Here is a 24,670-nt window from a genome sequence, read left to right as displayed (position 1 = left end):
GTTGCAAACGGACAGTTTGTCCGTTTAAATGAAAACGGACACTTTGTCCGCATGAACTCAGGAGGGTATCGATGGATGCGATCGCCGACAAGGTGGTGGCCATCACGGGCGCCAGCAGCGGTATCGGCGCGGCCACCGCACGCCGGCTCGCCGCCCGCGGAGCCGCCGTGGTGCTCGGTGCGCGCCGCACCGACCGTCTCGACGCACTGGCCGACCAGATCCGCGCGGACGGCGGACGGGCCGGCACGGTCACCGTGGACGTCACCCGCGCCGAGGATCTGCAGCGGCTCGTCGAATCCGCCGTGCACGAGCACGGGCGGCTCGACGTGTTGATCGGCAACGCCGGGATCGGCCCAATCTCCCCGATGACCGCGCGCCGCCGCGCCGATTGGGACGCGATGATCGACGTGAATCTGCGCGGCGTGTTGCACGGCATTGACGCCGCCCTACCGGTGTTCGAGAAGCAGGGACGCGGGCACTTCGTCACCATCGTGTCCACCGCGGGCCTCAAGATCGTGCCCACCATGGCCGTGTATGCGGCCACCAAAAACGCCGTGCGGACGCTCTTGGAGGGACTGCGCCAGGAGTCCACCGATGGGGTACTGAAGACCACCGCGATCTCACCGGGTGTGGTGCGCACCGAGTTCGGTGACTCCATCACCGACCCCGGCATCCGCGCCGAGATCGACGCAACGATGGGCTCTTTCGGGATCGACCCGGACGCGATCGCCCGGGCGGTCGAGTTCGTCATCGATCAACCCTGGGAGGTCGAGATCGGCGCACTGTCGATCCGGCCGACAGTGCAGGGCTAAACGACGGTGATGGCGTCCAGGCGTTCCTTGATGAAATCGGCCGAGGTCACCGGGTCCAGCCCGGACACCCGACCGATCGGCGGCTCCAGCGGGGTGACGACCGCATCATGATTGGCCTCGTAGAAGTAGATCAACGACACCAGATCCTCTTCGGGGGCGTGCGGCTGCGGCGGCAGTACCCGGTGGCGTCCCGACGGCCAGCGCCGCCCACTCCAATACTCCAGTAGGTCACCGATGTTGACGGTCAGCGCGCCCGGCTCCCAGGGCGCGTCCTCCCAGCCCTCGGCATCCGAATAGACCTGCAGGCCACCGGCTCCCGGTTCGCGGTCCAGCACGGTGACGGTGCCGAAGTCGGTGTGCGGGCCGATCCGGAACTGCCCGGGCTCGGGTTCTCCGACCACACTCACCGGCGGGTAATGGTTGATGTTCATCGTCCAGGTGGGTCGGCTCGCCAAGGCCGCGAACGGGTTGTCCGAGAGGCCCAGAGCCCGCGCGAACAGGGCCAGCAGGTCATCGGAGAGCCGGCGCATGGCGGCGGTGTACTCGGCCACCAACCCCTGCAGGTGCGCCACCTCGGCGGGCCAGACGTTGGGCGCGAACCAGATTCGGTCGACCTCCGGGTCGCCGGTGGCGGTCTCCGCCCCCAGGGAGAAGCTCTCTTTGAGATCGGGCGGCGTTTCGGTGCCCTCGGCGTAGGCGTTGGCCTCCGCACCGGGACCGATCCAGCCGTGCCCGCCGACGGGCACCGAATAGCGTTGCTTGATCTCCTCGGGCAGCGCGAAGAACTCCCGACTCGCGGCCCGGACCCGGGCCGCCAGACCGGCGTCCACACCGTGGCCGGTGACCACGATGAACCCGGCCCGCTGCAAGCCCTCGTCGACCTCGGCCGCCAGTGCGTCCGCATCCGCACCGCCGGCGTACCACCGTGAGATGTCCACGGTGGCAATGGCGCTCATTCAGCCACTCCGATGTCCTCGTTCCATAGTTCCGGATGCTCGGCGATGAACTCCCGCATCATCGTCACGCACCGCTGATCGTCGAGCAGGGTGACCTGCACGCCGTTCTCGGCCAACCACTCGTGGCCACCGGAGAATGTCGTGGCCTCCCCGATCACGACGGCGCCGATGTTGAACTGGCGCACCAGACCGCTGCAGTACCAGCACGGCGACAGTGTCGTCACCATGACGGTCTTGCGGTAATCGCGCTGGCGGCCGGCGTTGCGGAAGGCATCGGTCTCGCCGTGCACCGACGGGTCGTCGTTCTGCACGCGGCGGTTGTGCCCGCTGCCCAGCAGCACACCGTCTGCGGTGAACAACGCCGCGCCGATCGGGATCCCGCCTTCGGCCAACCCTTTACGCGCCTCCTCGACGGCAACGTCGAGCATCTCGGCAGGATTCACACGGCCACCCGTTCCGACTCGATCTTCGACCGGCACAACACCAGGTAGCAGCCGGCGGCGAGCAGGAAGCCGATGAAGAAGGTGATATCGCCCAACTCCGGCACCGCCCGCACCACGAACCCCACAAACTTCTCCTGATTGCAGAACAGCAAGACCGACACCACCAGGCCGATCAGGAATGACGCCAGGCCAGGCCAGTTGGTGTAGCTGCGATCATAGAGAAAGCCGTCGACGCGGTGGCCGCGGCGCAGATACTGGTCGGCGAAGACCACTCCGAGCCACGGCCCGACCCAGTAGGCGATCAGCAGCAGGAACGCCTCGTAGCTGGCGGCGGCATCGGCCAGCGCCCACCAGGCGATCAGGAAGCCGGCCACTCCGAAGAACGCCGTGGCCAGTGCCCGCGCGATATGAGCGGGCAGTTTGACCCCGGTGGTGACGAACGCCATGCCGGCCGAGTACACGTTGATGGCATTGGCCGCGACGGCGCCGATCGCGATGGCGAGCAGGGTGGCCGCCGCCAGCCACCCCGGCAGCGAACTGGTGAAGGCATCCGTCGGATTGTCGGTCGCCGCGGTGACGATGGTGACCGAGGCCGCGCCGACGATCGCCAGGATGGTGCACGCCGAGAACAGCCCCGCGGCGGCGAACAGCCCGGTGCGCACCGGGGAGACGGTGGCCGGCAGATAACGACTGAAGTCGGCGGCATAGGGCGCCCATCCGGCCACATAGCCGAAGACCGCACCCACCGTCAGCAGAAAGCCGCCGACGCCTCCCACACCGCCCTCCACGGCGGGCGCACTCAGGTCGGCCTTGCCCATGATGACCACCGCGGTGATCGCGAAGATCACCGCGAGCACCGGGAAGGCCCAGCGCTCGAACGCCTGCACCAGGTTGTGCCCGAAGAACGCCAGCGCCGTCTGGACCGCCACCACCAGCACCAGCGCCAGCAGCGGGCCGATGCCCAACAAGGTGGACAGTGCGAACGCGCCACTGACACTGTTGGTGGCGAACCAGCCGACACCGGCGGTGATCGCCATCAGCACCGAGGGCACCGCGTTGCCCTTGAAACCGAACGGCAACCGGCCGATCACCATCTGCGGGACACCGAGCTGCGGCCCGCGGGCGGACAGGAAGAAATGCGCCAGTGCGCCCAGCCCCGCACCGACGACGATGCCCGCCGCGGCCTGCCAGAACGTCATGCCGAAGTAGGAGACGGCGAGCACACCCAGGAAGATGGTCGCGAACTCGAGGTTCGGCGATGCCCAGGTCCACAGCAGCTGGCTGGGCCGGCCGTGCCGGTCGGCCTCGGCGATGAACTCGTTGCCTCCCGGTTCCACCGCGACAAGGCGGTCCCGGTAGCTGCCGTCGGTGGTGGGCTCAGCCGCTGTCATTCTGAGCACTTTGACGCGCGCGGCACATGGTTGCAACCGGAACCACCGAATCTCACACCTGCGGATTTCGTCGCCGTATCCCCCTGCGACACCCGGGATTGCACTGTTGTTCACCTGCTAATGCATTGCCGTGCAAGCTATCCCGCCCCGACAGCGGCACGCTAGGGTGACCTTCGCAATCGGCAGAGATGGAGACACGGATGGGCAGCACCACCGCAGCGTCGATACGGGAGGCGATCGCCGGCGAGAACGTGTCCGCGTGGCTGCGATCGGTCAGGGATCCCGCCGAGCGCGCCCATCAACTCGCCAAACTGTCGAGCACCGAGTTGCGCGCCCTCGGCACCCTGCTCGACCGGCACGGCGGCACCGACCTGTTCGAATCGATCGACGACGAACTGGCCGCCCGCCTGCTCGAAGCAATGCCGGCCCGCGATGCCGCCGATCTCGTCGACGTCCTCGACCTCGACCATGCCGCCCACGTGCTGCGCGATATCAAACCCGGCCCGCGGGAGCAGTTGTTGTCGGGGCTGCCGCAGGCCCGCGCGGAGGCGCTGCGCGGCCTGCTGCGCTGGCCCGAGGACTCGGTGGCCGCGCACATGGTGCCCGAGGCACTGACCGTACGCCCCGACATGTCCGTCGGTGGCGCGGTCGCCGCGCTGCGCGATGACGCCGCGACGCTGCGCAGCGATTCCCGCACGGGGGCATACGTTTACGTCACCGATGAGGACAACCGACTACTCGGCGTGGTGGCGTTCCGCGACCTGGTGCTCAGCGATCCGCAGGACACCGTGTCGGCGCTGACCAACCGCGACGTGCTGTCGGTGTCCCCGCTGACCGACGCCGAAGTCGCCGCGCAGGCGCTGATGGACCACAACCTGGTAGCGGTGCCGGTCGTCGACGACGGCAATCGGCTGCTCGGCATGCTGACCGAGAACACCGCCGCCGACATCACCTCCGAAGAGGTCACCGAGGACGCCGAACGCCAGGGCGGTTCGGAACCGCTGGAGGTGCCCTATCTGCGCGCGTCGCCCTGGCTGCTGTGGCGCAAACGGATCGGCTGGTTGCTGCTGCTGTTCGTCGCGGAGGCCTACACCGGCACGGTGTTGCGGCATTTCGAGGAGGAGATGGAGGCCGTCGTCGCCCTGGCGTTCTTCATCCCGCTGCTCATCGGCACCGGCGGCAACACCGGCACCCAGATCACCACCACGCTGGTCCGGGCGATGGCCACCGGTCAGGTCCGGCTACGCGATGTGCCCGCGGTGCTGCTCAAGGAGATGTCGACCGGGATGATGATCGCGCTGACCATGGCGCTGGCGGCGCTCATCCGGGCCTGGATGCTCGGGGTCGGCCCGGAGATCACGCTGACGGTGTGCCTGACGGTGGCCGCGATCGTGCTGTGGTCCTCGTTCGTGGCGTCGATCCTGCCGCCGGTGCTCAAGAAATGCCGGGTCGACCCGGCCGTGGTGTCGGCGCCGATGATCGCCACCATCGTCGACGGCACCGGGTTGATCATCTACTTCATGATCGCCCACGCCACCCTGTCGCAGCTGCAGGGACTGTAGGACCCTCAGTCGAACTCCGGGGCCTCGTCCCGGGTTCGCTTGAGTTCGAAGAAGTGTGGATAGGACGCGAAGATCACCGAGGCGTCCCAGAGCTTGCCGGCCTCCTCGCCGCGCGGGATGCGGGAGAGCACTGGCCCGAAGAACGCGACACCATTGACGTGGATGGTGGGGGTGCCGACATCGTCGCCGACGGCGTCCATCCCCGCGTGATGACTCTTGCGCAGAGCGTCGTCGTAGGTGTCGGTGGTGGCGGCCTCGGCCAACTCGGCGGGCAGGCCGACCTGCTCCAGCGACCGCTTGATGACGTCGTCGAAATCCTTGTTGCCCTCGTTGTGGATCAGCGTGCCCATCGCGGTGTACAGCGGGGACAGGATCTCCGGGCCGTGCGCCTGCTCCGCGGCGATCGCCACCCGCACCGGACCCCAGGCCTTCTTCATCATCTCCTGGTATTCGTCGGGCAGGTCACGGCCCTCGTTGAGCACGGCCAGGCTCATGACGTGGAAATTCACCTCGATATCGCGGACCTTCTCCACCTCGAGGATCCACCGTGAGGTGATCCAGCACCACGGGCACAACGGGTCGAACCAGAATCCTGCCGAGTCTTTTCCAGCGTCCTTGACAGCCATGGGCTCGGTCCTCTCGCCTCGAATGTGGTCAGTCTCCACGACGGCACAACTGTTGTCGCCCGGCAGATGTTCCCCGGCGGGGACTAAGTTGGTCGGCGTGGCACTCCCCAATCTGACTCGCGACCAGGCGGTCGAACGCGCAACGCTGGTGACCGTCGACAACTACCGCATCGACCTGGACCTGACATCCGGCGACACGACCTTCCGGTCCGTCACCACCGTGACGTTCTCCGCGCTCGCCGGTGCGGACACCTTCATCGACATCGCCGCGGACACCGTGCGCAGCGCGACCCTCAACGGCCACGCGCTGGACGTCTCCGGGTACGACGAATCCACCGGCATCGCGCTGACCGGACTGGCCGAGCGCAACGAACTCGTCGTCGACGCCGACTGCCGTTACTCGAACACCGGTGAGGGTCTGCACCGCTTCGTCGACCCCGTCGACAACGAGGTGTACCTGTATTCGCAGTTCGAAACCGCGGACGCCAAGCGGATGTTCGCCTGCTTCGATCAGCCGGACCTGAAGGCCACCTTCGACGTCACCGTCACCGCGCCCGAGCACTGGCAGGTGATCTCCAACGGCGCAACCCAATCCGTGCAGGACGGGCGGCACACGTTCGTCACCACCCCGAAGATGAGCACCTACCTGGTGGCGCTCATCGCCGGCCCGTACGCCCGCTGGGACGACGTCTACACCGACGACCACGGCGATATCCCGCTGGGCATCTTCTGCCGCGCCTCGCTGGCCGAGTTCATGGACGCCGAGCGGCTGTTCACCGAGACCAAGCAGGGCTTCGGCTTCTACCACCGCAACTTCGGCGAACCGTACGCGTTCGGCAAGTACGACCAGCTGTTCGTGCCCGAGTTCAACGCGGGCGCCATGGAGAACGCCGGCGCGGTCACCTTCCTGGAGGACTACGTCTTCCGGTCCAAGGTGACCCGGTACAGCTATGAGCGCCGCGCCGAGACCGTGCTGCACGAGATGGCGCACATGTGGTTCGGCGACCTGGTCACCATGGCCTGGTGGGATGACCTGTGGCTCAACGAATCCTTCGCCACCTTCGCCTCGGTGCTGTGCCAGGCCGAGGCCACCGAGTACACCCAGGCCTGGACGACGTTCGCCAACGTGGAGAAGTCCTGGGCCTACCGCCAGGACCAGCTGCCCTCCACCCACCCGGTGGCCGCCGACATCCCGGATCTGCACGCCGTCGAGGTGAACTTCGACGGCATCACCTACGCGAAGGGCGCCAGCGTGCTCAAGCAGCTGGTGGCCTATGTCGGCTTGGACGCGTTCCTGGCCGGGCTACGCGACTACTTCCGCGATCACGCGTTCGGCAATGCGACCTTCGGCGATCTGCTCGGCGCACTGGAGAAGTCCTCGGGCCGCGACCTGTCCGGCTGGGGTCAGCAGTGGCTCAAGACCACCGGGCTGAACACGTTGCGGGCCGATTTCGACGTCGACGCCGACGGCGCCTTCACCCGCTTCGCCGTGCTGCAGTCCGGCGCCGCGCCGGGTGCCGGCGAGACCCGGGTGCATCGCCTGGCCGTCGGTGTCTACGACGAGGACGCCTCCGGCAAGTTGGTGCGGGTGCATCGCGAGGAGTTCGACATCGAGGGCGCGCGCACCGATGTGCCCGCAATGGTCGGCGTTGGGCGTGGCCGGTTCGTGTTGGTCAACGATGACGATCTCACCTACTGCTCGTCGCGGCTGGATCCGCAGTCACTGCAGACGGTGCTGTCCCGTATCGCCGATATCGCCGAGCCACTCCCCCGCACGCTGGCCTGGTCGGCGGCCTGGGAGATGACCCGGGAAGCCGAGATGAAGGCGCGCGACTTCGTCACGCTGGTGATCGGCGGTATCCACGGAGAGACCGAAGTCGGTGTGGCGCAACGGTTGCTGCTGCAGGCGCAGACCGCGCTGAACTCGTACGCCGATCCGCAGTGGGCCAAGGAGACCGGCTGGCCGGCCTTCGGTGACGCGCTGCTGGACCGGGCGCGCGAATCGGCCCCCGGGTCGGATCACCAGTTGGCCTTCGTCAACGCGCTGTGCACCTCGGTGCTGGCGCCCAATCACGTCGCCGTGTTGTCGACCCTGCTGGACAACGAACCCGCCGAGGTCAACCTGTCCGGACTGGTGATCGACACCGATCTGCGCTGGCGCATCGTCACCGCGCTGGCGGGTGCCGGTGTGATCGACGCCGAGGGCAGTGACACCCCGTTCATCGACGCCGAGGCCGAACGCGACCCGACCGCCGCCGGCAAGCGCCACGCGGCGGCGGCCGCCGCGGCCCGGCCGCAGCTGACGGTGAAGAACGCGGCCTGGCAGCAGGTCATCGAGGACGACACGCTGGCCAATATCACCACCCGCGCGATCGTCGGCGGCTTCGCCCAGCCCGGCCAGGCCGACCTGCTCGCGCGCTTCCGGGACCTGTACTTCGCGTCCATCCCGGGGGTCTGGGAGCGCCGCTCCAGCGAGGTGGCCCAGACCGTGGTGATCGGCCTGTACCCGTCCTGGGATATCAGCCAGGGCGGGCTGAATGCCGCCGATGCGTTCCTGTCCGGCCCCGATGTGCCCCCCGCTCTGCACCGGCTGGTGCTGGAGGGTCGCGCCGGGGTGGAACGGTCACTGAAGGCGCGCGCCTTCGATGTGAGCTGACCGGACCGCGAGCGTGCGTGTCGGCTCCCCGACACGCCGCTCGCGCACCCGAGTTATCGCACGCTCGCCGCGCATGATTTCCCGGTGGCCGTCAACAACTCGCGCAGAGCCCGCGCCGCCCGGCGGCGCACCCGCCGGGTCAAGGCCGTCGTCAACGACCTCACCGACGCGCAGTGGGCTGCGATCCGGGAGGCCTGGGGCGGCTGCGCCTACTGCGGGGTGACCGACAAGCCCATGCAGCGCGACTGCGTCATGGCGATCTCCCGCGGCGGCCGGTACACGGTGGAGAATGTGGTGCCCGCGTGCGCGGCCTGCAACGCCAGCAAGTGCAATGAGGAAGTCACGCACTGGATGCGACGCAAGCGGCTCGACGAGCGGACATTCCTGATGCGGTACGTGGAGATCCGCGCGGCGATGACGCTTCCTGCCCTCTGACGCAATCAGCCCCGGTACCGACGCGCGGTACCGGGGCCGATATGCACAGCTGTCAGTGCGGCGAGACTGCCGCGGAGGTGACGTTGACGGCGCTGACCAGAGCGTCGATCAGGTTGCCATCGCGCAGCGAGCCCAGTGCGGCCGAGATGCCCAGCGGTGCGGCGGTCTCGATACCGCGGCCCTTCACCTCGGCGCCGTAGACGACCTCGATGGCCTTCTGGTTCGGCGAGATCGCGAACAGCACGGCATTGTCCGGGGTCGGGACCTTGGCCAGGATCTCGCGGGCGGTGGCCGCGGTGTCGGCACCGAGATCGCCGATGTACACCGCGAACCGGGCCTTCGCATAGCGCGAACCGAACTTCAGCGCATTGTCGAGGGCGACCAGGTCCTTGACCGAGAACGGGTAGTGCACCGACAGCTCGCCGGGCTCGGTGACACCCGAGATCCGGCCGCTGGAGGTCAGCGCGTAACCGTAGGGCAGGTCGACGTCGGTCGTCGTCCTGGCGATCTCGTTGGTATGGCTACCACTTGCCACTTGCGCCACCTCCCACCGTCACGTGATCGCCGTGGCCGCCATGGCCGCCGTGGCCATGGTCGGCCGGCTCGTCGGCAGCCCACAGGATCGGATCGTGGGTCCACTCGGTGCCGAGCTTGTATGACTCCGGGTGCGGTCCCTTGTGCCGGTAGGCCAACGCGGCCAAGACCAGGAATACGACGATCGGGACCCCACCCATCAGGGCATGGGCAAGTGCTGTACTCACGATGCAAACCGTATCGCAGCGCAGATCACGCCGCGCCCTCGCCCAGATATCTGACCCACGCCGGGTCCAATTCCTTCACCGACGACAACAGCCGCCAGTGCTGTCCCTTGGGCGGCATCGGTACCGCGTGCAGCGACCAGCCGAGCTCGGCCAGCGTCCGGTCGGCCTTGCGGTGGTTGCACGACGAGCACGCCGCGACGCAGTTCTCCCAGGAGTGCTCACCACCGCGACTGCGCGGCACCACATGGTCCACGGTGTCGGCCTTCTGCCCGCAGTACGCGCAGCGGAACCGGTCGCGGTGCATGAGGGCGGCGCGGGTCATCGGGATGCGGGCGCGATACGGCACCCGGACGAAGGTGCGCAACCGGATCACCGAGGGCACCACGATGGTGCGGTGCGCCGAATGGATGACCGGCCCGGACGGGTCGTCATGCACGACGTCGGCCTTACCGCACATCAGCATGATGACAGCCCGGCGCATCGGCAGCGCGGTGAGCGGTTCGTAGGTGGAATTGAGCAACAGCACCCGGCGCCGCCCCCAGACCGAACCCTGGTGGGCGGCGGGTGGAACCTCGGCGACTTGTGAGCAGTGCGCGCCGGCAGAATCGGCCACGGCCGTGGGGAATCGGTAGCCCTGTCGTCGGGCAGGGCTCTTTTTGCGCTGCGACATTCGTCCTCCGGAAAGACAGTCCACCACGATTTGGGGTCGCTCGCACGACAATTTCGTGGGTGTTCGCTGGTCAGTCCGGTGAACTTCCGGTGAAACTGCTGTTAGCTGCGCTAATCGTCGCCGGATCCGGGGGCATCCCACCCGGTCGGCATCACAGCCGATCGGGAACAATGGGTGCGGTGACCCAGCCGCAACGCTCGTTCTATGACGAAGTCGGAGGCCACGCCACGTTCGCCGCGATCGTGGCGCGGTTCTACGAGCTGGTGCGCGAGGACGAGATCCTGCTGCCGCTGTACCCCGAGGACGATATCGACGGCGCCGAGGAGCGGCTCCGGTTGTTCCTGGAGCAGTACTGGGGTGGCCCGCGCACCTACTCCGACCAGCGCGGACACCCGCGGCTGCGGATGCGCCACGCACCGTTTCGGATCGGCTACCTGGAGCGGGACGCCTGGTTGCGCTGCATGCACACCGCGGTCGCGTCCATCGACTCGGACACCCTCGACGACGCGCACCGCCGGGCGCTGCTGGACTATCTGCAGATGGCTGCCGATTCGATGGTGAACTCGGCGTTCTGATGGCGCCGCCCATCCCCGGTCGCTCCGCTCGCCCCCAGTGGTGGTCGCGGGCGGTGTTCTATCAGGTCTATCCCCGCTCGTTCGCCGACAGCAACGGCGACGGCGTCGGCGACCTGGACGGCATCACCGAGCGGCTGGACCATCTGAGCGACCTCGGGGTCCAGGCGTTGTGGCTCAACCCGGTCATGGTGTCACCGATGGCCGACCACGGCTACGACGTCTCCGATCCCCGCGATATCGATCCCCTGTTCGGTGATCTCGCGGCGCTGGACCGACTGCTCGCGGCCGCGCACGCGCGCGGCATCCGGGTCACCATGGACCTGGTTCCCAACCATGTCAGCAGCGCGCACCCCTGGTTCGTGGCGGCGCTCGCCGACCCGACGCACCGGGACCGGTTCATCTTCCGGGATGGCGGCGGCCCGGACGGTTCGGAGCCCCCGAACAACTGGGTGTCGATCTTTGGCGGGCCGGCCTGGACCCGGGTGCCCGACGGGCAGTGGTACCTGCACCTGTTCGACGCCGCCCAGCCCGACCTGAACTGGGAGCACCCCGAGGTCTTCGACGATATCGAGAAGACGCTGCGGTTCTGGCTGGACCGCGGGGTGGACGGGTTCCGCATCGATGTCGCGCACGGGATGGCCAAACCGGCGACGCTGCCGGATATGGATCTGACCGAGAACGAGCTGCTGCGCAACAAGGCCGATGACCCACGCTTCGACAACGACGCCGTGCACGACATCCACCGGTTCATCCGCACCGTGCTCGACGACTACCCGGACGCTGTCACCGTCGGCGAGATCTGGGTGCACGGCAACGAACAGTTCGCCAAATATCTGCGCCCCGACGAACTGCACCTGGGCTTCAACTTCCACTTGGTGCAGACCGACTACGACGCCGCCGGCATCCGGGCGGCCATCGACAACTCGCTCGATGCGGCGGCGCTCGCCGGCGCGGCACCGACCTGGACGCTGTCGAACCACGATGTGCCGCGCGAGGTCAGCCGGTACGGCAACGGTGCCGCCGGGCTGCGGCGGGCGCGCGCGATGGCACTGGTCAAACTGGCCCTGCCGGGCACCGTGTTCATCTACAACGGAGCCGAACTGGGGCTGCCCAATGTCGAGCTGCCCGACGACGTGCTGCAGGATCCGGTCTGGGAGCGCTCTGGGCGGGCCGAGCGTGGCCGCGACGGGTGCCGGGTTCCCTTGCCGTGGAGCGGATCTGCGCCGCCATTCGGGTTCTCCTCGACACCGGACACCTGGTTGCCGATACCCGCGGACTGGAAGGCGCTGACCGTCGAGGCCCAGCGGGACGACCCCGATTCGACGCTGACGCTCTACCGGCGGGCCATCGCGTTACGCACCGGGCGTGCCGAATTCGCCGGCGACACCGTCGAATGGCTGGGCGACTCGACGTTCCGGCGGCCGGGTGGATTGGTGTGTGCGTTCAACGCGGGTGCCGTGCCCGTCACGCTTCCGGCCGGCGAGGTGCTGCTGACCAGTGGGCCGCTGAAAGACGGGCTGTTGCCGCCCGATACCGCGGCTTGGTTGGTGTCAGCGTAGGACCATCGCCGGGTCCCCCAGGCGCCGGTACACCGTGCCGAACCGCGCGTCGACCCGCAACCACGCCGGGTGCACCCGCACCCGCACGATCTCGTCCGAGGACAGCGCGTCGGCGTCCTGCGGCAGGAAACCCATCGCCGTCAACGCGAACACACAGCGCATCGGGATGCCCACACTGGTCTCGCCCGCGCTCACCGCGAGCACCTCCTGATCCAGCAGCGACGCCGGCGGCCCGTGCGCGCTGCCGTGTTCGCGCGCCAGCGCGGTCCCCCGCTCCACCAATTCCAGGATCGCCCAGGCCGGCACATCGTCGAGGTGGGCAAACCCGGTATCGGGCGGCAACACACCCCGCCACGCCGAGTCCATCGCGAAACCCGGCTCCACGAAACCGGATTCGTCCATAGCGGACAGGGCACCCACGAGACTGTCCGCACCCACCGACAGATCGGCCGGTCGCATCCGTCCGGCCACCACCCGGCTGGCCAGCACGTCGAAACCGGTGGCCACCCAGGCGACCAGCTGCCCGGCGCCCGGGCGTTCACGGAACCGGATCACCGCAGCGTCGTCGAGCCGCAGGGCCCGATCGACAAAGGTGGACAAGTCCTTTCGGTGCGCTGCGTCATCGAGCCACAGGCCGCGTTCGGGACTGCTCACCGCTGGAAGCGCTGGAGATACTCGCGGTGATGCGGCAGCAGCCGCACCAGCTTCTGCTCGGCAATGTTGAACGCCACCAGCTGCGTCTCCCCGATGACCGCCGGCTTGGAGTCCGGGTCGGCGTGCACCGACCGCACCTCGTAGCCGAGGTTGAAGTCCACCGTCCGCAGCCGGCTCACCCAGATGGTCACCTGCAGCGGCGAATCCATCAACCGCACCTGCCCCTTGTACTTGACGTTGACTTCGGCGATCAGCAGGCCGATCGTGTCGATGTCGTTCACGAACGGCTCGTGCAGAAACGGCACCCGCGCCTCTTCGAGAATCGTGACCATGGTGGCGTGATTGACGTGCTGGTACATGTCGATATCCGACCAGCGCACCGGCACCGGTGTGGTGAAACGCTCAGCCACTTGTTCCCGTTCCTGTCGTTCGCGTCATGCTGCGGATCTGGCGGGCCGCGACCGACAGTGTCGCGAGGTCCCGCTGCCCCTCGGTGTGAATCTCGTTCAACGTCCGTTGTGCACGGTCGACGCGGGAACTGTTGGTCAGCTCCCACTCCTCGATCTTCTGCTCGCCGGTCTCGTCCGGCTCGCCCACGGCGAGCACGTCGAAGCACAACGCTCGCAGCGAACCGTAGATGTCGTCGCGGATCGCCAAGCGTGCCAACGAATGCCACCGGTCATCGCGATCCAGCTGCGAGATCGCGGTGAGCAGACCATCGATACCGAGATGGTCCATCAACGCGAAGTACGCATCGGCGACCTCGGCGGCGTCCCGGTCGGCGATATCGGCGATGTCGATGACGTCGAGCAGGCTGTAACGGTAGAGACCGGTGGCCACGGTGTAAGCCAATTCCTTGGGCACACCCTGGGCTTCGAACTCGCCGGACTCCTTGGCCACGATCGCCTTGTCGTCACCACGCAGCCACTTCGACATCTGCGGCGACAGCAGGGCGACCTTCTCCGCGAACCGGTTGATCTCGGCGCCGACCGCCAGCGGCTGCGGGCGGTAATTGATCAGCCAGCGACCGGCCCGGTCGATGACCCGGCGCAGATCCAACGTCATCCGATCGGTCACCGCGCACGGAATCCCGGATCGTCCGGCAGCCTTGATGCCCTCCCAGATCTCCCCGATGCCGAAGATGGCGTCGGTGGCGACATAGCTGCGCACCGCGTCGACCGGGCCGACTCCGGTGTCCTCGGTCATCCGGTAGGCATAGGTGATGCCGCTGGTGTCCACCAGGTCGTTGACCAGCATCGTGGTGGCGATCTCGCGCCGCAGCTGATGGGATCGGATCTCGGCGGTGAACCGGTCCCGCAGCTGGATCGGGAAATACTGCGGCAGGCGCGCCGCGAACACCTCCTGGTCGGGCAGGTCGGTGCGCAGCAGTTCGTCCTTGAGCGCCAACTTGACGTGGGCCATCAGCGTCGCCAGTTCCGGTGAGGTCAAACCGATCCCGAGCTCGTGGCGGCGCAGGATCTCCTTCTCCGACGGCAGCGCCTCCAGCTCGCGATTGAGCCCCCGCTCGGTGACGAACTCCTTGATCTGGCGGGAGTGCACCTGCAGCAGGCTGGGTGCGTTGGCGCGGCTGGTCCCCATCAGGTCGTTCTGGTCGATGTTGTCGGCGAGCACCAGCCGGCCCACGTCATCGGTCATCGACATCAGCAGCGGGGTCCGCTCGTCGGCACTCACCTTGCCCGCCGTCACCAGCGAGTCGATCAGGATCTTGATGTTGACCTCGTGGTCGGAACAGTCCACACCCGCGGAGTTGTCCAGCGCGTCGGTGTTGATCCGGCCGCCGGACAGGTCGAATTCGATGCGGCCGCGCTGGGTGATGCCGAGGTTGCCGCCCTCACCGATCACCTTGACCCGCAACTGGTTTCCGTTGACCCGGATGGCGTCATTGGCGCGGTCGCCGACATCGGCGTCCGCCTCGGTCTCGGCCTTCACGTAGGTCCCGATACCGCCGTTCCAGAACAGGTCGACCGGGGCCAGCAGCACCGCCTTCATCAGCGCGGGCGGGGTCATCTCCTCGACACCGTCGGGCAGGCCCAGGGCGTGGCGCACCTGTGGGCTGATCGGGATCGATTTCTGCTGCCGGCTGTAGACGCCGCCGCCCTCGCTGATCAGGGCGCGGTCATAGTCGGCCCAACTGGATCGCGGCAGGGCGAACATGCGTTCACGTTCGGCGAAGGACGTCGCGGCATCCGGGTTGGGGTCCAGGAAGATGTCGCGGTGGTCGAAGGCCGCGATCAGCCGGATGTGCGGGGACAGCAGCATGCCGTTGCCGAACACGTCGCCGCTCATATCGCCGACACCGACAACGGTGAAGTCCTGGGACTGGGTGTCGACCCCGATCTCGCGGAAATGCCGTTTCACCGATTCCCAGGCACCCTTGGCGGTGATGCCCATGGCCTTGTGGTCATATCCCACCGACCCGCCGGAGGCGAAGGCGTCTCCCAGCCAGAAACCGTAGGACTGGGCCACGTCGTTGGCGATATCGGAGAAGGTGGCGGTGCCCTTGTCGGCGGCCACCACCAGGTAGGCGTCGTCCCCGTCACGACGCACGACGCGCGCGGGAGTCACCACCGCCCCGCTGGACTTGTCGACATTGTCGGTCAGGTCGAGCAGCCCGGAGATGAACAGCCGATAGCAGGCCACGCCTTCGGCGCGGGTGGCGTCGCGGTCGGCCGCGGCGTCACCGGTGGGCATCGGCGGTGACTTGACCACGAAGCCACCCTTCGCGCCGACCGGGACGATCACGGCGTTCTTCACGGCCTGCGCCTTGACCAGGCCCAGGATCTCGGTGCGGAAGTCCTCACGGCGGTCCGACCAGCGCAGACCACCGCGGGCGACGAACCCGAATCGCAGGTGCACACCCTCGACGCGGGGTGAGTACACGAAGATCTCGAATCGCGGCCGCGGCAACGGCAGTTCGTCGATGAGCCCCGGATTGAGCTTGTAGGACAACACATTCTGGGCGCGTGCCGAGTCCGGGCTGTCCACGAAATAGTTGGTGCGCAGGGTCGCCTGGATCAGCCCGGCGAAGGCCCGCAGCACCCGATCGGTGTCCAGGCTGACCAAGGCGTCGATATCGGCGGCGACGGCGGCGGCAGCAGCCTGGGCGTCGAGCTTCCGGCCGGCGTCGACGACGTCGGCCTCCGGGGTGAACAGCGCCTCGAACAGCTGCACCAAGGACCGCGCGGTCCCGGGATTACCGTTGAGCACGCCCTCGACAAAGGCCTGGCTGTACGGAAATCCGGCTTGGCGCAGGTACTTTGCGTAACCGCGCAGGATGGTGACCTGCTGCCAGGTCAGCCCGGCGCGCAACACCAGTTCGTTGAAATGGTCGATCTCGGCCCGGCCGTGCCAGATCGCGGTCACCGTATCGGCGAACCGCTTGGCCACGTCATCGATATCGGCGTCGGAGATGGCGGGGATGGACGGGTGCGGGGACACCATGAACTGATAGATCCACACCACCAGACCGTCTGGTCGGGTGACGCTGAACGGTCGCTCTTCGAGCACCACCACACCCATGCACTGCAACATCGGGAGGAGTTCGGACAGCGAAGCCGACCGGCCGCCCAAATACCAGGTCAGCAGGTCGACGCGCTCAGCGCCGCCGTCGCGAAACACCAGTTGGACCGAGTTGTCCTGCAGCTCTTCGATGATCGCGATGTCTTTGATGGCCGCCTGCGGGTCGAAGGCCTGCTTGTAGATCTCGGGGAACGCGCCGGCGTAGTACTCGGCATCGGCCAGGCTGATCGACTCGGTCTTGACCGAGCCGATCAAGCGGTCCGCCCAGGTCCGGGCGGCCTCGGTGAGCAGGTGCTGGATCCTGACCTCGTTGTCCGACGAGGTGTCGACATCCGACCGCTGCGACCCGTCGGGCATTTTGACCGTGAAATGCACCACCGCCCAAGGTGATTCACTCACCCTGGCGGCGTAATCGATGCTGACTCCGCCCAGCTCGCGGACCAGGATGTCCTGTATCGCCAACCGGACCGCGGTGGTGTAGCGGTCACGTGGCAGGTACACCAGCGCCGAGACGAAGTGGCCCAGCTGGTCGGCGCGCAGGAACAGCAGAGTGCGGCGCAGCGAGCCCAGATCAACTACCGCTCTTGCCATCTCGAGCAGATCCGGGGTGTGCAGCGCGAACAACTCGGAGCGCGGGATGGTCTGGATGACATCGAGCATCAACTGCCCGGGATGGCTGGGATCGGAATGCGACTGCGCCAGCGTCTCGTCCACCCGTCGCGAGATCAGCGGGATCTCCAGCACGTTGGCATTCATCGCGGCCACCGTGAACAGTCCGACGAAGCGGTGTTCGATGGCCTGGTTGGACGCCGGGCCGGCCGGGTTCTCTCGAACCACGACGATGTAGGGGTAGGCGCCGTAGCGAAGGAAGCTGGGCATGGTGGCCTGCGCGAGCACCAGCAGATCCTCGGCCTCGGTCAGCTGCGGCAGCACATCGGTGCGCAATTTGAGAACACCCAGCCTGCTGGCCGCGTCGACGGTGGCCTGGCCGTTGTGCACCGCGCACCGCTGGTAACCCAGCAGCACGAAATGCCCGTCACCGAGCCAATGCAGCAGCGCGGCCACATCGCGGCGGTCCGGGCCCGCGAAGTGCCCGGCGTGATCGGAGTCCAGCGCGTTGGCCAACCCGATGAGCGTCGCGTTCAGCGCCGCCGAATCGGCGGCGACCTGGCGGGCGTCGGCCAGCACCGAGGGCAACAGCTCCACCATCTCGGTCACCGCCGCGGGATCGGCGGTCGAGGACAGCCGGACGTGGATCCACATCTCGTCGAACCCGTCGGGGGCGTCCGGATCCGAGGCCGGCGCGAGTGCCAGCAGCTCACCGTCGGAACCCCGCCGTGCCCGCAGCACCGGATTCATCACCCACGCGTAGCCGACACCGAGACGGTGCAGCAGAACGGTCACCGAATCCATCAGCATCGCGCTGTAGTCGGTGACGACCTGGATGGCCGGGCCGAAGCCGCCCGGCTCGTCCGCCGGATACACCGCCACCAGGGTTTCCCCCGGCAGCCGACGGTGACCGACCGCGGTGTGGGCGGCCAGCAGCTCCGGTGTCACCTTCGTCGCGGGGCCACGCTCGATCGGCGCGGTGACCGCGCTATCGGGCGCCGGTGCGCCACCGTGCGGACCGTGGTGGGTCTCGACGTAGGCGTAAGTCAGCCGCGTCATCGCGTCCTGACTCATGTGCAACTGCTCGGCGGTTCCGGACACGACTGCAACCTTAGTGAAACACCGGCGTCACGTGCGGGCACTCCCGCAGGATCAGTCGCGCGTCAGCTTGCGGTGGGTCACCCGGTGCGGGCGGGCCGCATCGGCGCCCAGGCGCGCGATCTTGTTCTCCTCGTAGGCGCCGAAGTTGCCCTCGAACCAGAACCACTTGGCCTCGTTGTCGTCATCGCCCTCCCACGCCAAGATGTGCGTGCAGGTGCGATCCAGGAACCAGCGGTCGTGGCTGATCACGACGGCGCACCCGGGGAAGCTCTCCAGCGCGTTCTCCAGCGAGGACAGCGTCTCCACGTCGAGGTCGTTGGTGGGCTCGTCGAGCAGGATCAGGTTGCCGCCCTCTTTGAGGGTCAGCGCCAGGTTCAGCCGGTTGCGCTCACCACCGGACAGCACGCCCGCGGGCTTCTGCTGGTCGGGGCCCTTGAACCCGAACGCCGACACGTAGGCGCGGGACGGGATCTCGTTCTGTCCGACCTCGATGTAGTCCAGCCCGTCGGAGACCACCTGCCAGACGTTCTTCTTCGGGTCGATACCGGCACGGCTCTGGTCGACGTAGCTCAATTTGACCGTCTCGCCGACCTTGACCTCACCGCTGTCGGGCTGCTCGAGGCCGACGATGGTCTTGAACAGGGTGGTCTTGCCGACGCCGTTGGGGCCGATGACGCCGACGATGCCGTTGCGGGGCAGCGTGAAGGACAGATCCTTGATGAGGGTGCGGCCCTCGAAACCCTTGTCGAGGTGGCTCACCTCGACCACGAGGTTGCCCAGCCGCGGCGGGGCCGGGATCTGGATCTCCTCGAAGTCGAGCTTGCGGGTCTTCTCCGCCTCCGCCGCCATCTCCTCGTAGCGATCCAGCCGGGCCTTGTTCTTGGCCTGCCGGGCCTTGGCGCCCGAACGCACCCAGGCCAGTTCTTCCTTCAGCCGCTTCTGCAGCTTCTGGTCCTTCTTGCCCTGCACCTCCAGGCGTTCGGCCTTCTTCTCCAGGTAGGTGGAGTAGTTGCCCTCGTAGGGGTAGGCGCGGCCACGGTCGAGCTCCAGGATCCACTCGGCCACGTTGTCCAGGAAGTAGCGGTCGTGGGTGACCGCCAGGATCGCGCCCTTGTAGTCGGCGAGGTGCTGCTCGAGCCACAGCACGCTCTCGGCGTCGAGGTGGTTGGTGGGCTCGTCGAGCAGCAGCAGGTCCGGCTTGGACAGCAGCAGCTTGCACAACGCGACGCGGCGCTTCTCACCACCGGAGAGGTGGGTGACGGGCTCGTCGGGCGGCGGGCAGCGCAGCGCGTCCATGGCCTGCTCCAGCTGGGAGTCGATATCCCAGGCGTCGGCGGCGTCGAGCTCCTCCTGCAGCTGGCCCATCTCCTCCATGAGCTCATCGGTGTAGTCGGTGGCCATCAGTTCGGCGACCTCGTTGTACCGGTTGAGCTTGGCCTTGACGGCGACGCCTTCCTCGACGTTCTCCCGGACGGTCTTGGTCTCGTCGAGAAGCGGCTCCTGCATGAGGATGCCGACCGTCGCGCCGGGCGCCAGGAAGGCGTCACCGTTGTTGGGCTGGTCGATGCCGGCCATGATCTTGAGCACACTCGACTTACCGGCCCCGTTGGGACCGACGACGCCGATCTTGGCTCCCGGAAGGAAGTTCAGCGTGACGTCGTCAAGGATGACCTTGTCGCCGTGCGCCTTGCGCACCTTCCGCATCGTGTAGATGAATTCGGCCATGCCGTCGTCTTGCCTTTCCTCGCGCTGCAGATCTCGTGAAACCCGCAGCCCATCCTAGGCATCGGCCGAACACCCCGTTACGCCGAGATCGGCAGCTCGTCGGACGCCTCGGTGCGATCGGGGCCCTCATCACCGTCGGACCCGGCGGGCGACGCCGGTTCGGCGGCCGGCCGAGACTTCTCCAGCTTGGCCCGGCAGCGGCTCAGATCCGGCCCGACCGCGAAGGCGCGGACCTCGACGCTGGAGCGCCGGATGCCCTCCTTGTCCTCGTATTCGTCGGTGTAGATATGGCCCACCACGACCACCGGGTCCCCCTTGTAGAGCACGCCGACCACGCCCTCGGCGACCTTTCCCCAGCAGTTGACGGAGAGGAAGAGCGTGGTGCCGGTCTCCCAGGTGCCCTCCGGGGTGCGACGGCGCGAATTGCTGGCCACCCGGAACCGGGTGAAGTCCTGGTCATTCACCCGGCGCTTGATGGGATCGGTGACCACGGTGCCGACGACGGAAAACGGGGTCTCGAACATGGCAGTGCCTTTCGCTCATTTCTCGGTGCCGACGGTCCCGTCGGCCGGTGTCCCATTGACTCGCCGGGCACCGACAGGTCACCGCGGCACACCATGGTGGGACCGTCGCCTGTGCACAGATCCGCCATTGTGGACAACCGACGCCGATGGGGTGTCGCGTCCACCGCGGCGGCATTGAGAGATGATCGTGGGTGTGGCTCATGACGGCATCGGTGTGAACGGCGGGGCGCTATGACCGCGCCGCGGCAGCTGACCGACCGCTACGAGCTGGGTGAGATCCTCGGCTTCGGCGGGATGTCGGAGGTGCACCGCGCGCGTGATGTGCGACTGCACCGCGAGGTGGCGATCAAGATCCTGCGTGCCGACCTCGCCCGCGACCCCAACTTCTACCAGCGCTTCCGGCGGGAGGCCAAGCACACCGCGGCGCTGAACCATCCGTCGATCGTGGCCGTGTACGACACCGGTGAGGCGCAGACGCCGCAGGGCAAACTGCCGTTCCTGGTGATGGAGTACGTCGACGGGGCCACCGTCGGGAAGCTGATCGCCCGCCATGGCGCGATGCCGCCACAGCGGGCGATCTCCATCATCGCCGAGGTCTGCACGGCGCTGGAGTTCAGCCACAGCCGCGGAATCGTGCACCGCGATATCAAACCGGCCAACATCATGATCACCTCCGCGGGCGCGGTGAAAGTGATGGATTTCGGCATCGCGCGCGCCATGAACGCCACCACCGGGGACCGCCTCACCGCGACCTCGGCCGTCGTCGGCACCGCGCAGTACTTCTCCCCCGAACAGGCCCGCGGCCATCAGGTCGACGCCCGCACCGATGTGTACTCGCTGGGGTGCGTGTTGTACGAGATGATCACCGGCCAGGCCCTGTTCACCGGGGACACGCCCCTGTCGGTTGCCTATCAGCACGTTCGGGAGCAGCCGGTCCCGCCATCGAAGCGCAGGGCGGGGATCTCCGCCGAACTCGACGCGGTGGTGCTCAAGGCGCTGGCCAAGAAACCCGAGAAGCGCTATCAGAGCGCGGCCGAGATGCACGCCGACCTGCGCCGGGTCGCCAGCGGCACCGCCCCGCAGGCCCGGCCGCCGCAGCCCGGACACCACGATGACACCGATGACGTCCCCGCGGCCCGCGGTCCGAGCACCCTGCAGTTTCCGGCCCAGCAGCCGCGGCGCGGATCTCGCCGCTGGGTGATGGCCGGGGCCCTGGTCGCCGTCACGCTGCTGGTGATCGCCGGGGTGTACATCGTCGGCGCCGTGAACCGGATCCAGGTTCCCGACGTGCAAGGACTGACCCAGCAGGAGGCTGTGAGTCGGCTGCAGGACAGCGGCCTGAATCCGGTGGTGGACGCCAAACCCGACGGATCGGTCGACGCGGGACGGGTGATCGGCACCGACCCGGCCGCCGGTGGCTCCGTCTCCGCGGGCAGCGATATCACGCTGAACGTGTCGACCGGGCCGGAGCAGCGCCGAATCCCGGATGTCTCCCGGCTGTCCTACGACGAGGCCGTGGCGACGCTGGCCGACGCCGGCTTCGAGAACGTGCGCCGGATGCCGCAGGCCTCCACCAGCGAGGAACTCGACCGCGTCGTCGGAACCGTCCCTGCGGCGCAACAGGATTCGGCCACCAGCAACGAGATCGTGATCCTGGTCGGTTCGGGTCCCTCGGCGCGGACGGTGCCCGACGTGACCGGGCAGACCGTCGAGCAGGCCACCCGGAACCTGGACACCGCCGGTTTCACCACCATCCTGCAGGCCGACGCGGACGGCACGCTGCCGACGGGCCAGGTGGCCGGCACCGATCCGCCGGCCGGGACGTCGGTGGCCTCGGATGCCCCGCTCACCCTGAAGGTCTCCCGCGGCAACCAGTTCGCCATGCCCGATCTGCGCGGGCTGCTGTACGGGGACGCGCTGGCACAGCTGAATGCGCTCGGTTTCGTCGGGAAATTCCTGAAGGGACCCGATATGGACGCCGGCAGCGACCGCCGCGCCAAGGTCGTGCAGCAGGTCCCCGCGCCCGGTACCGGCGTGAACCGGGACGGCATCATCACGGTGAACTACGGGAGCTAGCGATCTTCGCGCTGGGACAGTTTGGCCAGCATGCTGTTGTAGGCGGCCAAGTCGGCGTCCTCGTCGCGATCGGCGGCCCGGTCCAGCCGCTTGGCGGTGCGGTCGTCGCTACGCCGCCACTGGATCAGCAGGGCCAGCATGACCAGCACCAGCGGGACCTCGCCCGTCGACCAGGCGATCCCACCGCCGAGACGTTGATCGGCGAGCAGATCGGTGTGCCACGCCAGCCCGAGTGACCGGTAGAAATCGCCGGCGAGCACGGTCTGCGTACCCATCAGCACCACACCGAAGAAGGCGTGCAACGGCAGCGAACCGAACACCATCGCCAGCTTGGCCAGGGGCGGGATCGGCCGCGGCGTCGGGTCCACCCCGATGACCACCCAATAGAACAGATAGCCGCTGAGCAGGAAGTGCGCGTTCATTGCCAGGTGCGCGCCGTGGCTGTCGGCGGCCGCGTCGAAGATGCCGCCGAAGTACAGCCCGTAGAAACCCGCCACGAAGATCGCGGTCGCCACCAACGGATTGGTGAAGAACGTCGACACCCGGCTGTGCAGTGCGGCCAGCAGCCACTCCCGCGGGCCCGGCGGGCGGTCCTTGCCCGCGGTGGGCAATGCGCGCAGCGCCAGGGTCACCGGCGCGCCCAGCACCAGCAGCACCGGCACCAACATCGACAACATCATGTGCGCGGCCATGTGCATGCTGAACATGGCGGGCATATAGCGCCCGACCCCCGACGACGTCGCGAACAGCAGCGCCGCACAGCCGCACAGCCACGCGATGATCCGGCCCACCGGCCAGGAGTCGCCGCGGCGACGCAACCGCACCACCCCGGCGATGTAGATCGCGGCCGCCACGATGGCGGCGGTGCCGAAGATCAGGTCGAAGCGCCAGTCGAAGAGCACCCGCGCCAGGGTGGGCGGGCCGGCCAGGTCGTAGCCGATCTCCACGGCGGTGATCGACGGCAGTTCGGCCAGCGGCGGTGGCGGGGTCCGCCCGAGTGCCACCGCGAGCCCGAAGGTCACCCCGAACACCAGCGATTCGACGAGCGCCAACTGGATCAGCGGGCGGCGGGCGGCGGGGTCGTCGGCCAGTGCGGCGACGCTGCGCCGGCGCTGCAGCCAGCCCAGCACTCCGAGCGCCACCAGGGCGGTGGCCTTACCCAACAGCAGGAGACCGTAGGTGGTGCTGACCAGCTCGGCGGGGCGGACCCGCACCAGGGCGTTGACGACGCCGGAGACGGCCATCGCCGCGAAGCACCACAGCGCGATCGCCGAAAAGCGGCGCGCGGCCACGTCGATATGCTCACCGCCGCGCACCGCCAGCACCCACAGCGCCATCAGGCCGCCGGCCCACACCACCGCGGCGATCAGGTGGATGAGCAGGCCGTTGGTCGCCACGTCGTGGGCGCCCCCGGACGACGAGTGACCGCTGAGCGCCAACGGCAACAGGGTGACCAGTGATCCGGCCAGCAGCACCGGCGTCCAGGACCAGCGCAGCACCGGGATGCTGATCAGCGTCACGATGCCGGCCAACAGGGCCGTCCAGCGCCAGGTGCCCGCGGTCTCCACCATGCTGGCCACCGTCCAGATGTCGACCGGGCTGAGCCTGCTGGTCAACGGCGCGCCGGTGATATCGGACACCGTGAGCGGCACCATCAGCATCGCGCACACCGTCCACACGCCGGCTGCGGCGGTGCCGGTGCGCAGCGCCCGATAACCACCGGCGTCGAGCACCCCGTTGCGCTGCGGCGGTACCAGGAACGCGGCCATCAGGAACGAGCCGACGGCGACGGCGCCGGCGATCTCGCCGACCGCGCGCACGAACGGCAGCCCGTAGGTGGTCGCCGGGCCCGGATCGGGCAGGCCCGTCGCGGCCAGCGCGTCCACCAGGGACAGGCCACCGATGCCGGCGGCCACCGCCCCGGCCAGCAGCGCCACACCGCAGAGGACCGGCCACACGGCGCTTGTGCGCACGCCTGGCGCGACGGTCGTCATG

The 24,670-nt window shown here is 67.9% G+C and carries 20 protein-coding genes; 7 read left to right on the top strand and 13 right to left on the bottom strand.

The features are described 5' to 3' along the window. Nucleotides 1-71: 71 nt before the first annotated feature. Nucleotides 72-812: an SDR family oxidoreductase gene (locus A7U43_RS11925; protein WP_067995145.1), complete on the top strand. Its 741-nt coding sequence runs from the start codon at nucleotides 72-74 to the stop codon at nucleotides 810-812. Here A7U43_RS11925 and A7U43_RS11920 read toward each other — a convergent pair. The 3 genes from A7U43_RS11920 to A7U43_RS11910 are packed head-to-tail and all read right to left on the bottom strand — an operon-like array spanning nucleotide 809 to nucleotide 3,602. Then, complete coding sequence (locus tag A7U43_RS11920) at nucleotides 809-1,768, bottom strand: isopenicillin N synthase family dioxygenase (RefSeq protein WP_067995140.1); 960 nt, start codon at nucleotides 1,766-1,768, stop codon at nucleotides 809-811. The two genes, A7U43_RS11925 and A7U43_RS11920, sit on opposite strands and share 4 nt — an antisense overlap. Then, a complete protein-coding gene (locus A7U43_RS11915) occupies nucleotides 1,765-2,196 on the bottom strand; it encodes a nucleoside deaminase (RefSeq protein ID WP_068002515.1) in 432 nt (143 codons plus the stop codon). The genes A7U43_RS11920 and A7U43_RS11915 overlap by 4 nt, the downstream gene beginning before the upstream one ends. An 11-nt stretch (nucleotides 2,197-2,207) precedes the next feature. Next, nucleotides 2,208-3,602: a purine-cytosine permease family protein gene (locus tag A7U43_RS11910; RefSeq protein WP_067995137.1), complete on the bottom strand. Its 1,395-nt coding sequence runs from the start codon at nucleotides 3,600-3,602 to the stop codon at nucleotides 2,208-2,210. A gap of 188 nt (nucleotides 3,603-3,790) precedes the next feature. On the opposite strand from A7U43_RS11910, the gene mgtE reads away from it, so the two are divergent. Further along, complete coding sequence (mgtE, locus tag A7U43_RS11905; protein WP_418287680.1) at nucleotides 3,791-5,164, top strand: magnesium transporter; 1,374 nt, start codon at nucleotides 3,791-3,793, stop codon at nucleotides 5,162-5,164. A gap of 5 nt (nucleotides 5,165-5,169) precedes the next feature. On the opposite strand, the gene A7U43_RS11900 is transcribed toward mgtE, so the two are convergent. Beyond that, nucleotides 5,170-5,790 (bottom strand): mycothiol-dependent nitroreductase Rv2466c family protein, encoded by a 621-nt coding sequence (locus A7U43_RS11900; protein ID WP_067995132.1) that lies wholly within the window; start codon nucleotides 5,788-5,790, stop codon nucleotides 5,170-5,172. A gap of 97 nt (nucleotides 5,791-5,887) precedes the next feature. On the opposite strand from A7U43_RS11900, the gene pepN reads away from it, so the two are divergent. Together pepN and A7U43_RS11890 are read left to right on the top strand one after the other, a co-directional pair. Then, nucleotides 5,888-8,446, top strand: coding sequence for an aminopeptidase N (gene pepN / locus A7U43_RS11895; protein WP_067995130.1), 2,559 nt, complete (start codon nucleotides 5,888-5,890; stop codon nucleotides 8,444-8,446). 84 nt (nucleotides 8,447-8,530) lie between these two features. Beyond that, entirely contained in the window at nucleotides 8,531-8,881 is a 351-nt protein-coding gene (locus A7U43_RS11890) for an HNH endonuclease (protein WP_067995127.1), read from the top strand. Nucleotides 8,882-8,933: 52 nt separating this feature from the next. Here the strand turns inward: A7U43_RS11890 and A7U43_RS11885 are convergent, their stop codons facing one another. From A7U43_RS11885 to A7U43_RS11875, 3 genes are read right to left on the bottom strand one after another with little or no spacing between them, the layout of a single operon-like run. After that, nucleotides 8,934-9,416 carry a DUF5130 domain-containing protein gene (locus A7U43_RS11885; protein WP_067995124.1) on the bottom strand — a complete coding sequence of 161 codons (483 nt, stop codon included), beginning with the start codon at nucleotides 9,414-9,416 and terminating at the stop codon, nucleotides 8,934-8,936. Beyond that, the gene (ctaJ, locus tag A7U43_RS11880; RefSeq protein WP_067995121.1) at nucleotides 9,403-9,615 is read right to left on the bottom strand and encodes an aa3-type cytochrome oxidase subunit CtaJ; all 213 of its coding nucleotides are present in this window, start codon (nucleotides 9,613-9,615) and stop codon (nucleotides 9,403-9,405) included. Before ctaJ ends, A7U43_RS11885 begins: the two co-directional genes overlap by 14 nt. A gap of 52 nt (nucleotides 9,616-9,667) precedes the next feature. Continuing rightward, the gene (locus A7U43_RS11875; RefSeq protein ID WP_067995118.1) at nucleotides 9,668-10,312 is read right to left on the bottom strand and encodes an HNH endonuclease; all 645 of its coding nucleotides are present in this window, start codon (nucleotides 10,310-10,312) and stop codon (nucleotides 9,668-9,670) included. Between the two features lie 170 nt (nucleotides 10,313-10,482). On the opposite strand from A7U43_RS11875, the gene A7U43_RS11870 reads away from it, so the two are divergent. Beyond that, the gene (locus A7U43_RS11870; protein ID WP_082902106.1) at nucleotides 10,483-10,887 is read left to right on the top strand and encodes a globin; all 405 of its coding nucleotides are present in this window, start codon (nucleotides 10,483-10,485) and stop codon (nucleotides 10,885-10,887) included. Then, the gene (locus tag A7U43_RS11865; protein ID WP_067995115.1) at nucleotides 10,887-12,446 is read left to right on the top strand and encodes a glycoside hydrolase family 13 protein; all 1,560 of its coding nucleotides are present in this window, start codon (nucleotides 10,887-10,889) and stop codon (nucleotides 12,444-12,446) included. The genes A7U43_RS11870 and A7U43_RS11865 overlap by 1 nt, the downstream gene beginning before the upstream one ends. Here A7U43_RS11865 and A7U43_RS11860 read toward each other — a convergent pair. From A7U43_RS11860 to A7U43_RS11840, 5 genes are all read right to left on the bottom strand, one after another. Beyond that, the gene (locus A7U43_RS11860) at nucleotides 12,438-13,100 is read right to left on the bottom strand and encodes a DUF8010 domain-containing protein (RefSeq protein WP_067995112.1); all 663 of its coding nucleotides are present in this window, start codon (nucleotides 13,098-13,100) and stop codon (nucleotides 12,438-12,440) included. The genes A7U43_RS11865 and A7U43_RS11860 overlap by 9 nt on opposite strands. After that, nucleotides 13,097-13,510, bottom strand: coding sequence for an acyl-CoA thioesterase (locus tag A7U43_RS11855; RefSeq protein WP_067995110.1), 414 nt, complete (start codon nucleotides 13,508-13,510; stop codon nucleotides 13,097-13,099). Before A7U43_RS11855 ends, A7U43_RS11860 begins: the two co-directional genes overlap by 4 nt. Beyond that, nucleotides 13,503-18,323, bottom strand: coding sequence for an NAD-glutamate dehydrogenase (locus A7U43_RS11850; protein ID WP_068002510.1), 4,821 nt, complete (start codon nucleotides 18,321-18,323; stop codon nucleotides 13,503-13,505). Before A7U43_RS11850 ends, A7U43_RS11855 begins: the two co-directional genes overlap by 8 nt. 78 nt (nucleotides 18,324-18,401) lie before the next feature. Continuing rightward, nucleotides 18,402-20,075 (bottom strand): energy-dependent translational throttle protein EttA, encoded by a 1,674-nt coding sequence (gene ettA, locus A7U43_RS11845; RefSeq protein WP_067995105.1) that lies wholly within the window; start codon nucleotides 20,073-20,075, stop codon nucleotides 18,402-18,404. 77 nt (nucleotides 20,076-20,152) lie between these two features. Then, nucleotides 20,153-20,599: a single-stranded DNA-binding protein gene (locus A7U43_RS11840; RefSeq protein WP_067995102.1), complete on the bottom strand. Its 447-nt coding sequence runs from the start codon at nucleotides 20,597-20,599 to the stop codon at nucleotides 20,153-20,155. Between the two features lie 231 nt (nucleotides 20,600-20,830). Between A7U43_RS11840 and pknB the strand changes: the two genes are divergently transcribed. Then, complete coding sequence (gene pknB, locus A7U43_RS11835) at nucleotides 20,831-22,675, top strand: Stk1 family PASTA domain-containing Ser/Thr kinase (RefSeq protein WP_067995097.1); 1,845 nt, start codon at nucleotides 20,831-20,833, stop codon at nucleotides 22,673-22,675. On the opposite strand, the gene A7U43_RS11830 is transcribed toward pknB, so the two are convergent. After that, nucleotides 22,672-24,669, bottom strand: a complete 1,998-nt coding sequence (locus A7U43_RS11830; protein ID WP_067995096.1) for a bifunctional copper resistance protein CopD/cytochrome c oxidase assembly protein — start codon at nucleotides 24,667-24,669, stop codon at nucleotides 22,672-22,674. The genes pknB and A7U43_RS11830 overlap by 4 nt on opposite strands. Between the last annotated feature and the right edge of the window lies 1 nt (nucleotide 24,670).

The organism is Mycobacterium adipatum (assembly GCF_001644575.1).
GTDB lineage: Bacteria > Actinomycetota > Actinomycetes > Mycobacteriales > Mycobacteriaceae > Mycobacterium > Mycobacterium adipatum.
Note: the sequence above shows the minus strand (reverse complement) of the source record. Positions and strands in the feature narration are given on the sequence as shown.

Excerpts from the sequence above, each read along its gene's own strand:
- A7U43_RS11925 (WP_067995145.1), top strand. The coding sequence starts at position 72 with ATGGATGCGATCGCCGACAAGGTGGTGGCCATCACGGGCGCCAGCAGC.
- A7U43_RS11920 (WP_067995140.1), bottom strand. The coding sequence starts at position 1,768 with ATGAGCGCCATTGCCACCGTGGACATCTCACGGTGGTACGCCGGCGGT.
- A7U43_RS11915 (WP_068002515.1), bottom strand. The coding sequence starts at position 2,196 with ATGCTCGACGTTGCCGTCGAGGAGGCGCGTAAAGGGTTGGCCGAAGGC.
- A7U43_RS11910 (WP_067995137.1), bottom strand. The coding sequence starts at position 3,602 with ATGACAGCGGCTGAGCCCACCACCGACGGCAGCTACCGGGACCGCCTT.
- mgtE (WP_418287680.1), top strand. The coding sequence starts at position 3,791 with ATGGAGACACGGATGGGCAGCACCACCGCAGCGTCGATACGGGAGGCG.
- A7U43_RS11900 (WP_067995132.1), bottom strand. The coding sequence starts at position 5,790 with ATGGCTGTCAAGGACGCTGGAAAAGACTCGGCAGGATTCTGGTTCGAC.
- ctaJ (WP_067995121.1), bottom strand. The coding sequence starts at position 9,615 with ATGGGTGGGGTCCCGATCGTCGTATTCCTGGTCTTGGCCGCGTTGGCC.
- A7U43_RS11875 (WP_067995118.1), bottom strand. The coding sequence starts at position 10,312 with ATGTCGCAGCGCAAAAAGAGCCCTGCCCGACGACAGGGCTACCGATTC.
- A7U43_RS11870 (WP_082902106.1), top strand. The coding sequence starts at position 10,483 with ATGGGTGCGGTGACCCAGCCGCAACGCTCGTTCTATGACGAAGTCGGA.
- A7U43_RS11865 (WP_067995115.1), top strand. The coding sequence starts at position 10,887 with ATGGCGCCGCCCATCCCCGGTCGCTCCGCTCGCCCCCAGTGGTGGTCG.
- A7U43_RS11850 (WP_068002510.1), bottom strand. The coding sequence starts at position 18,323 with ATGAGTCAGGACGCGATGACGCGGCTGACTTACGCCTACGTCGAGACC.
- ettA (WP_067995105.1), bottom strand. The coding sequence starts at position 20,075 with ATGGCCGAATTCATCTACACGATGCGGAAGGTGCGCAAGGCGCACGGC.
- A7U43_RS11840 (WP_067995102.1), bottom strand. The coding sequence starts at position 20,599 with ATGTTCGAGACCCCGTTTTCCGTCGTCGGCACCGTGGTCACCGATCCC.
- pknB (WP_067995097.1), top strand. The coding sequence starts at position 20,831 with ATGACCGCGCCGCGGCAGCTGACCGACCGCTACGAGCTGGGTGAGATC.
- A7U43_RS11830 (WP_067995096.1), bottom strand. The coding sequence starts at position 24,669 with ATGACGACCGTCGCGCCAGGCGTGCGCACAAGCGCCGTGTGGCCGGTC.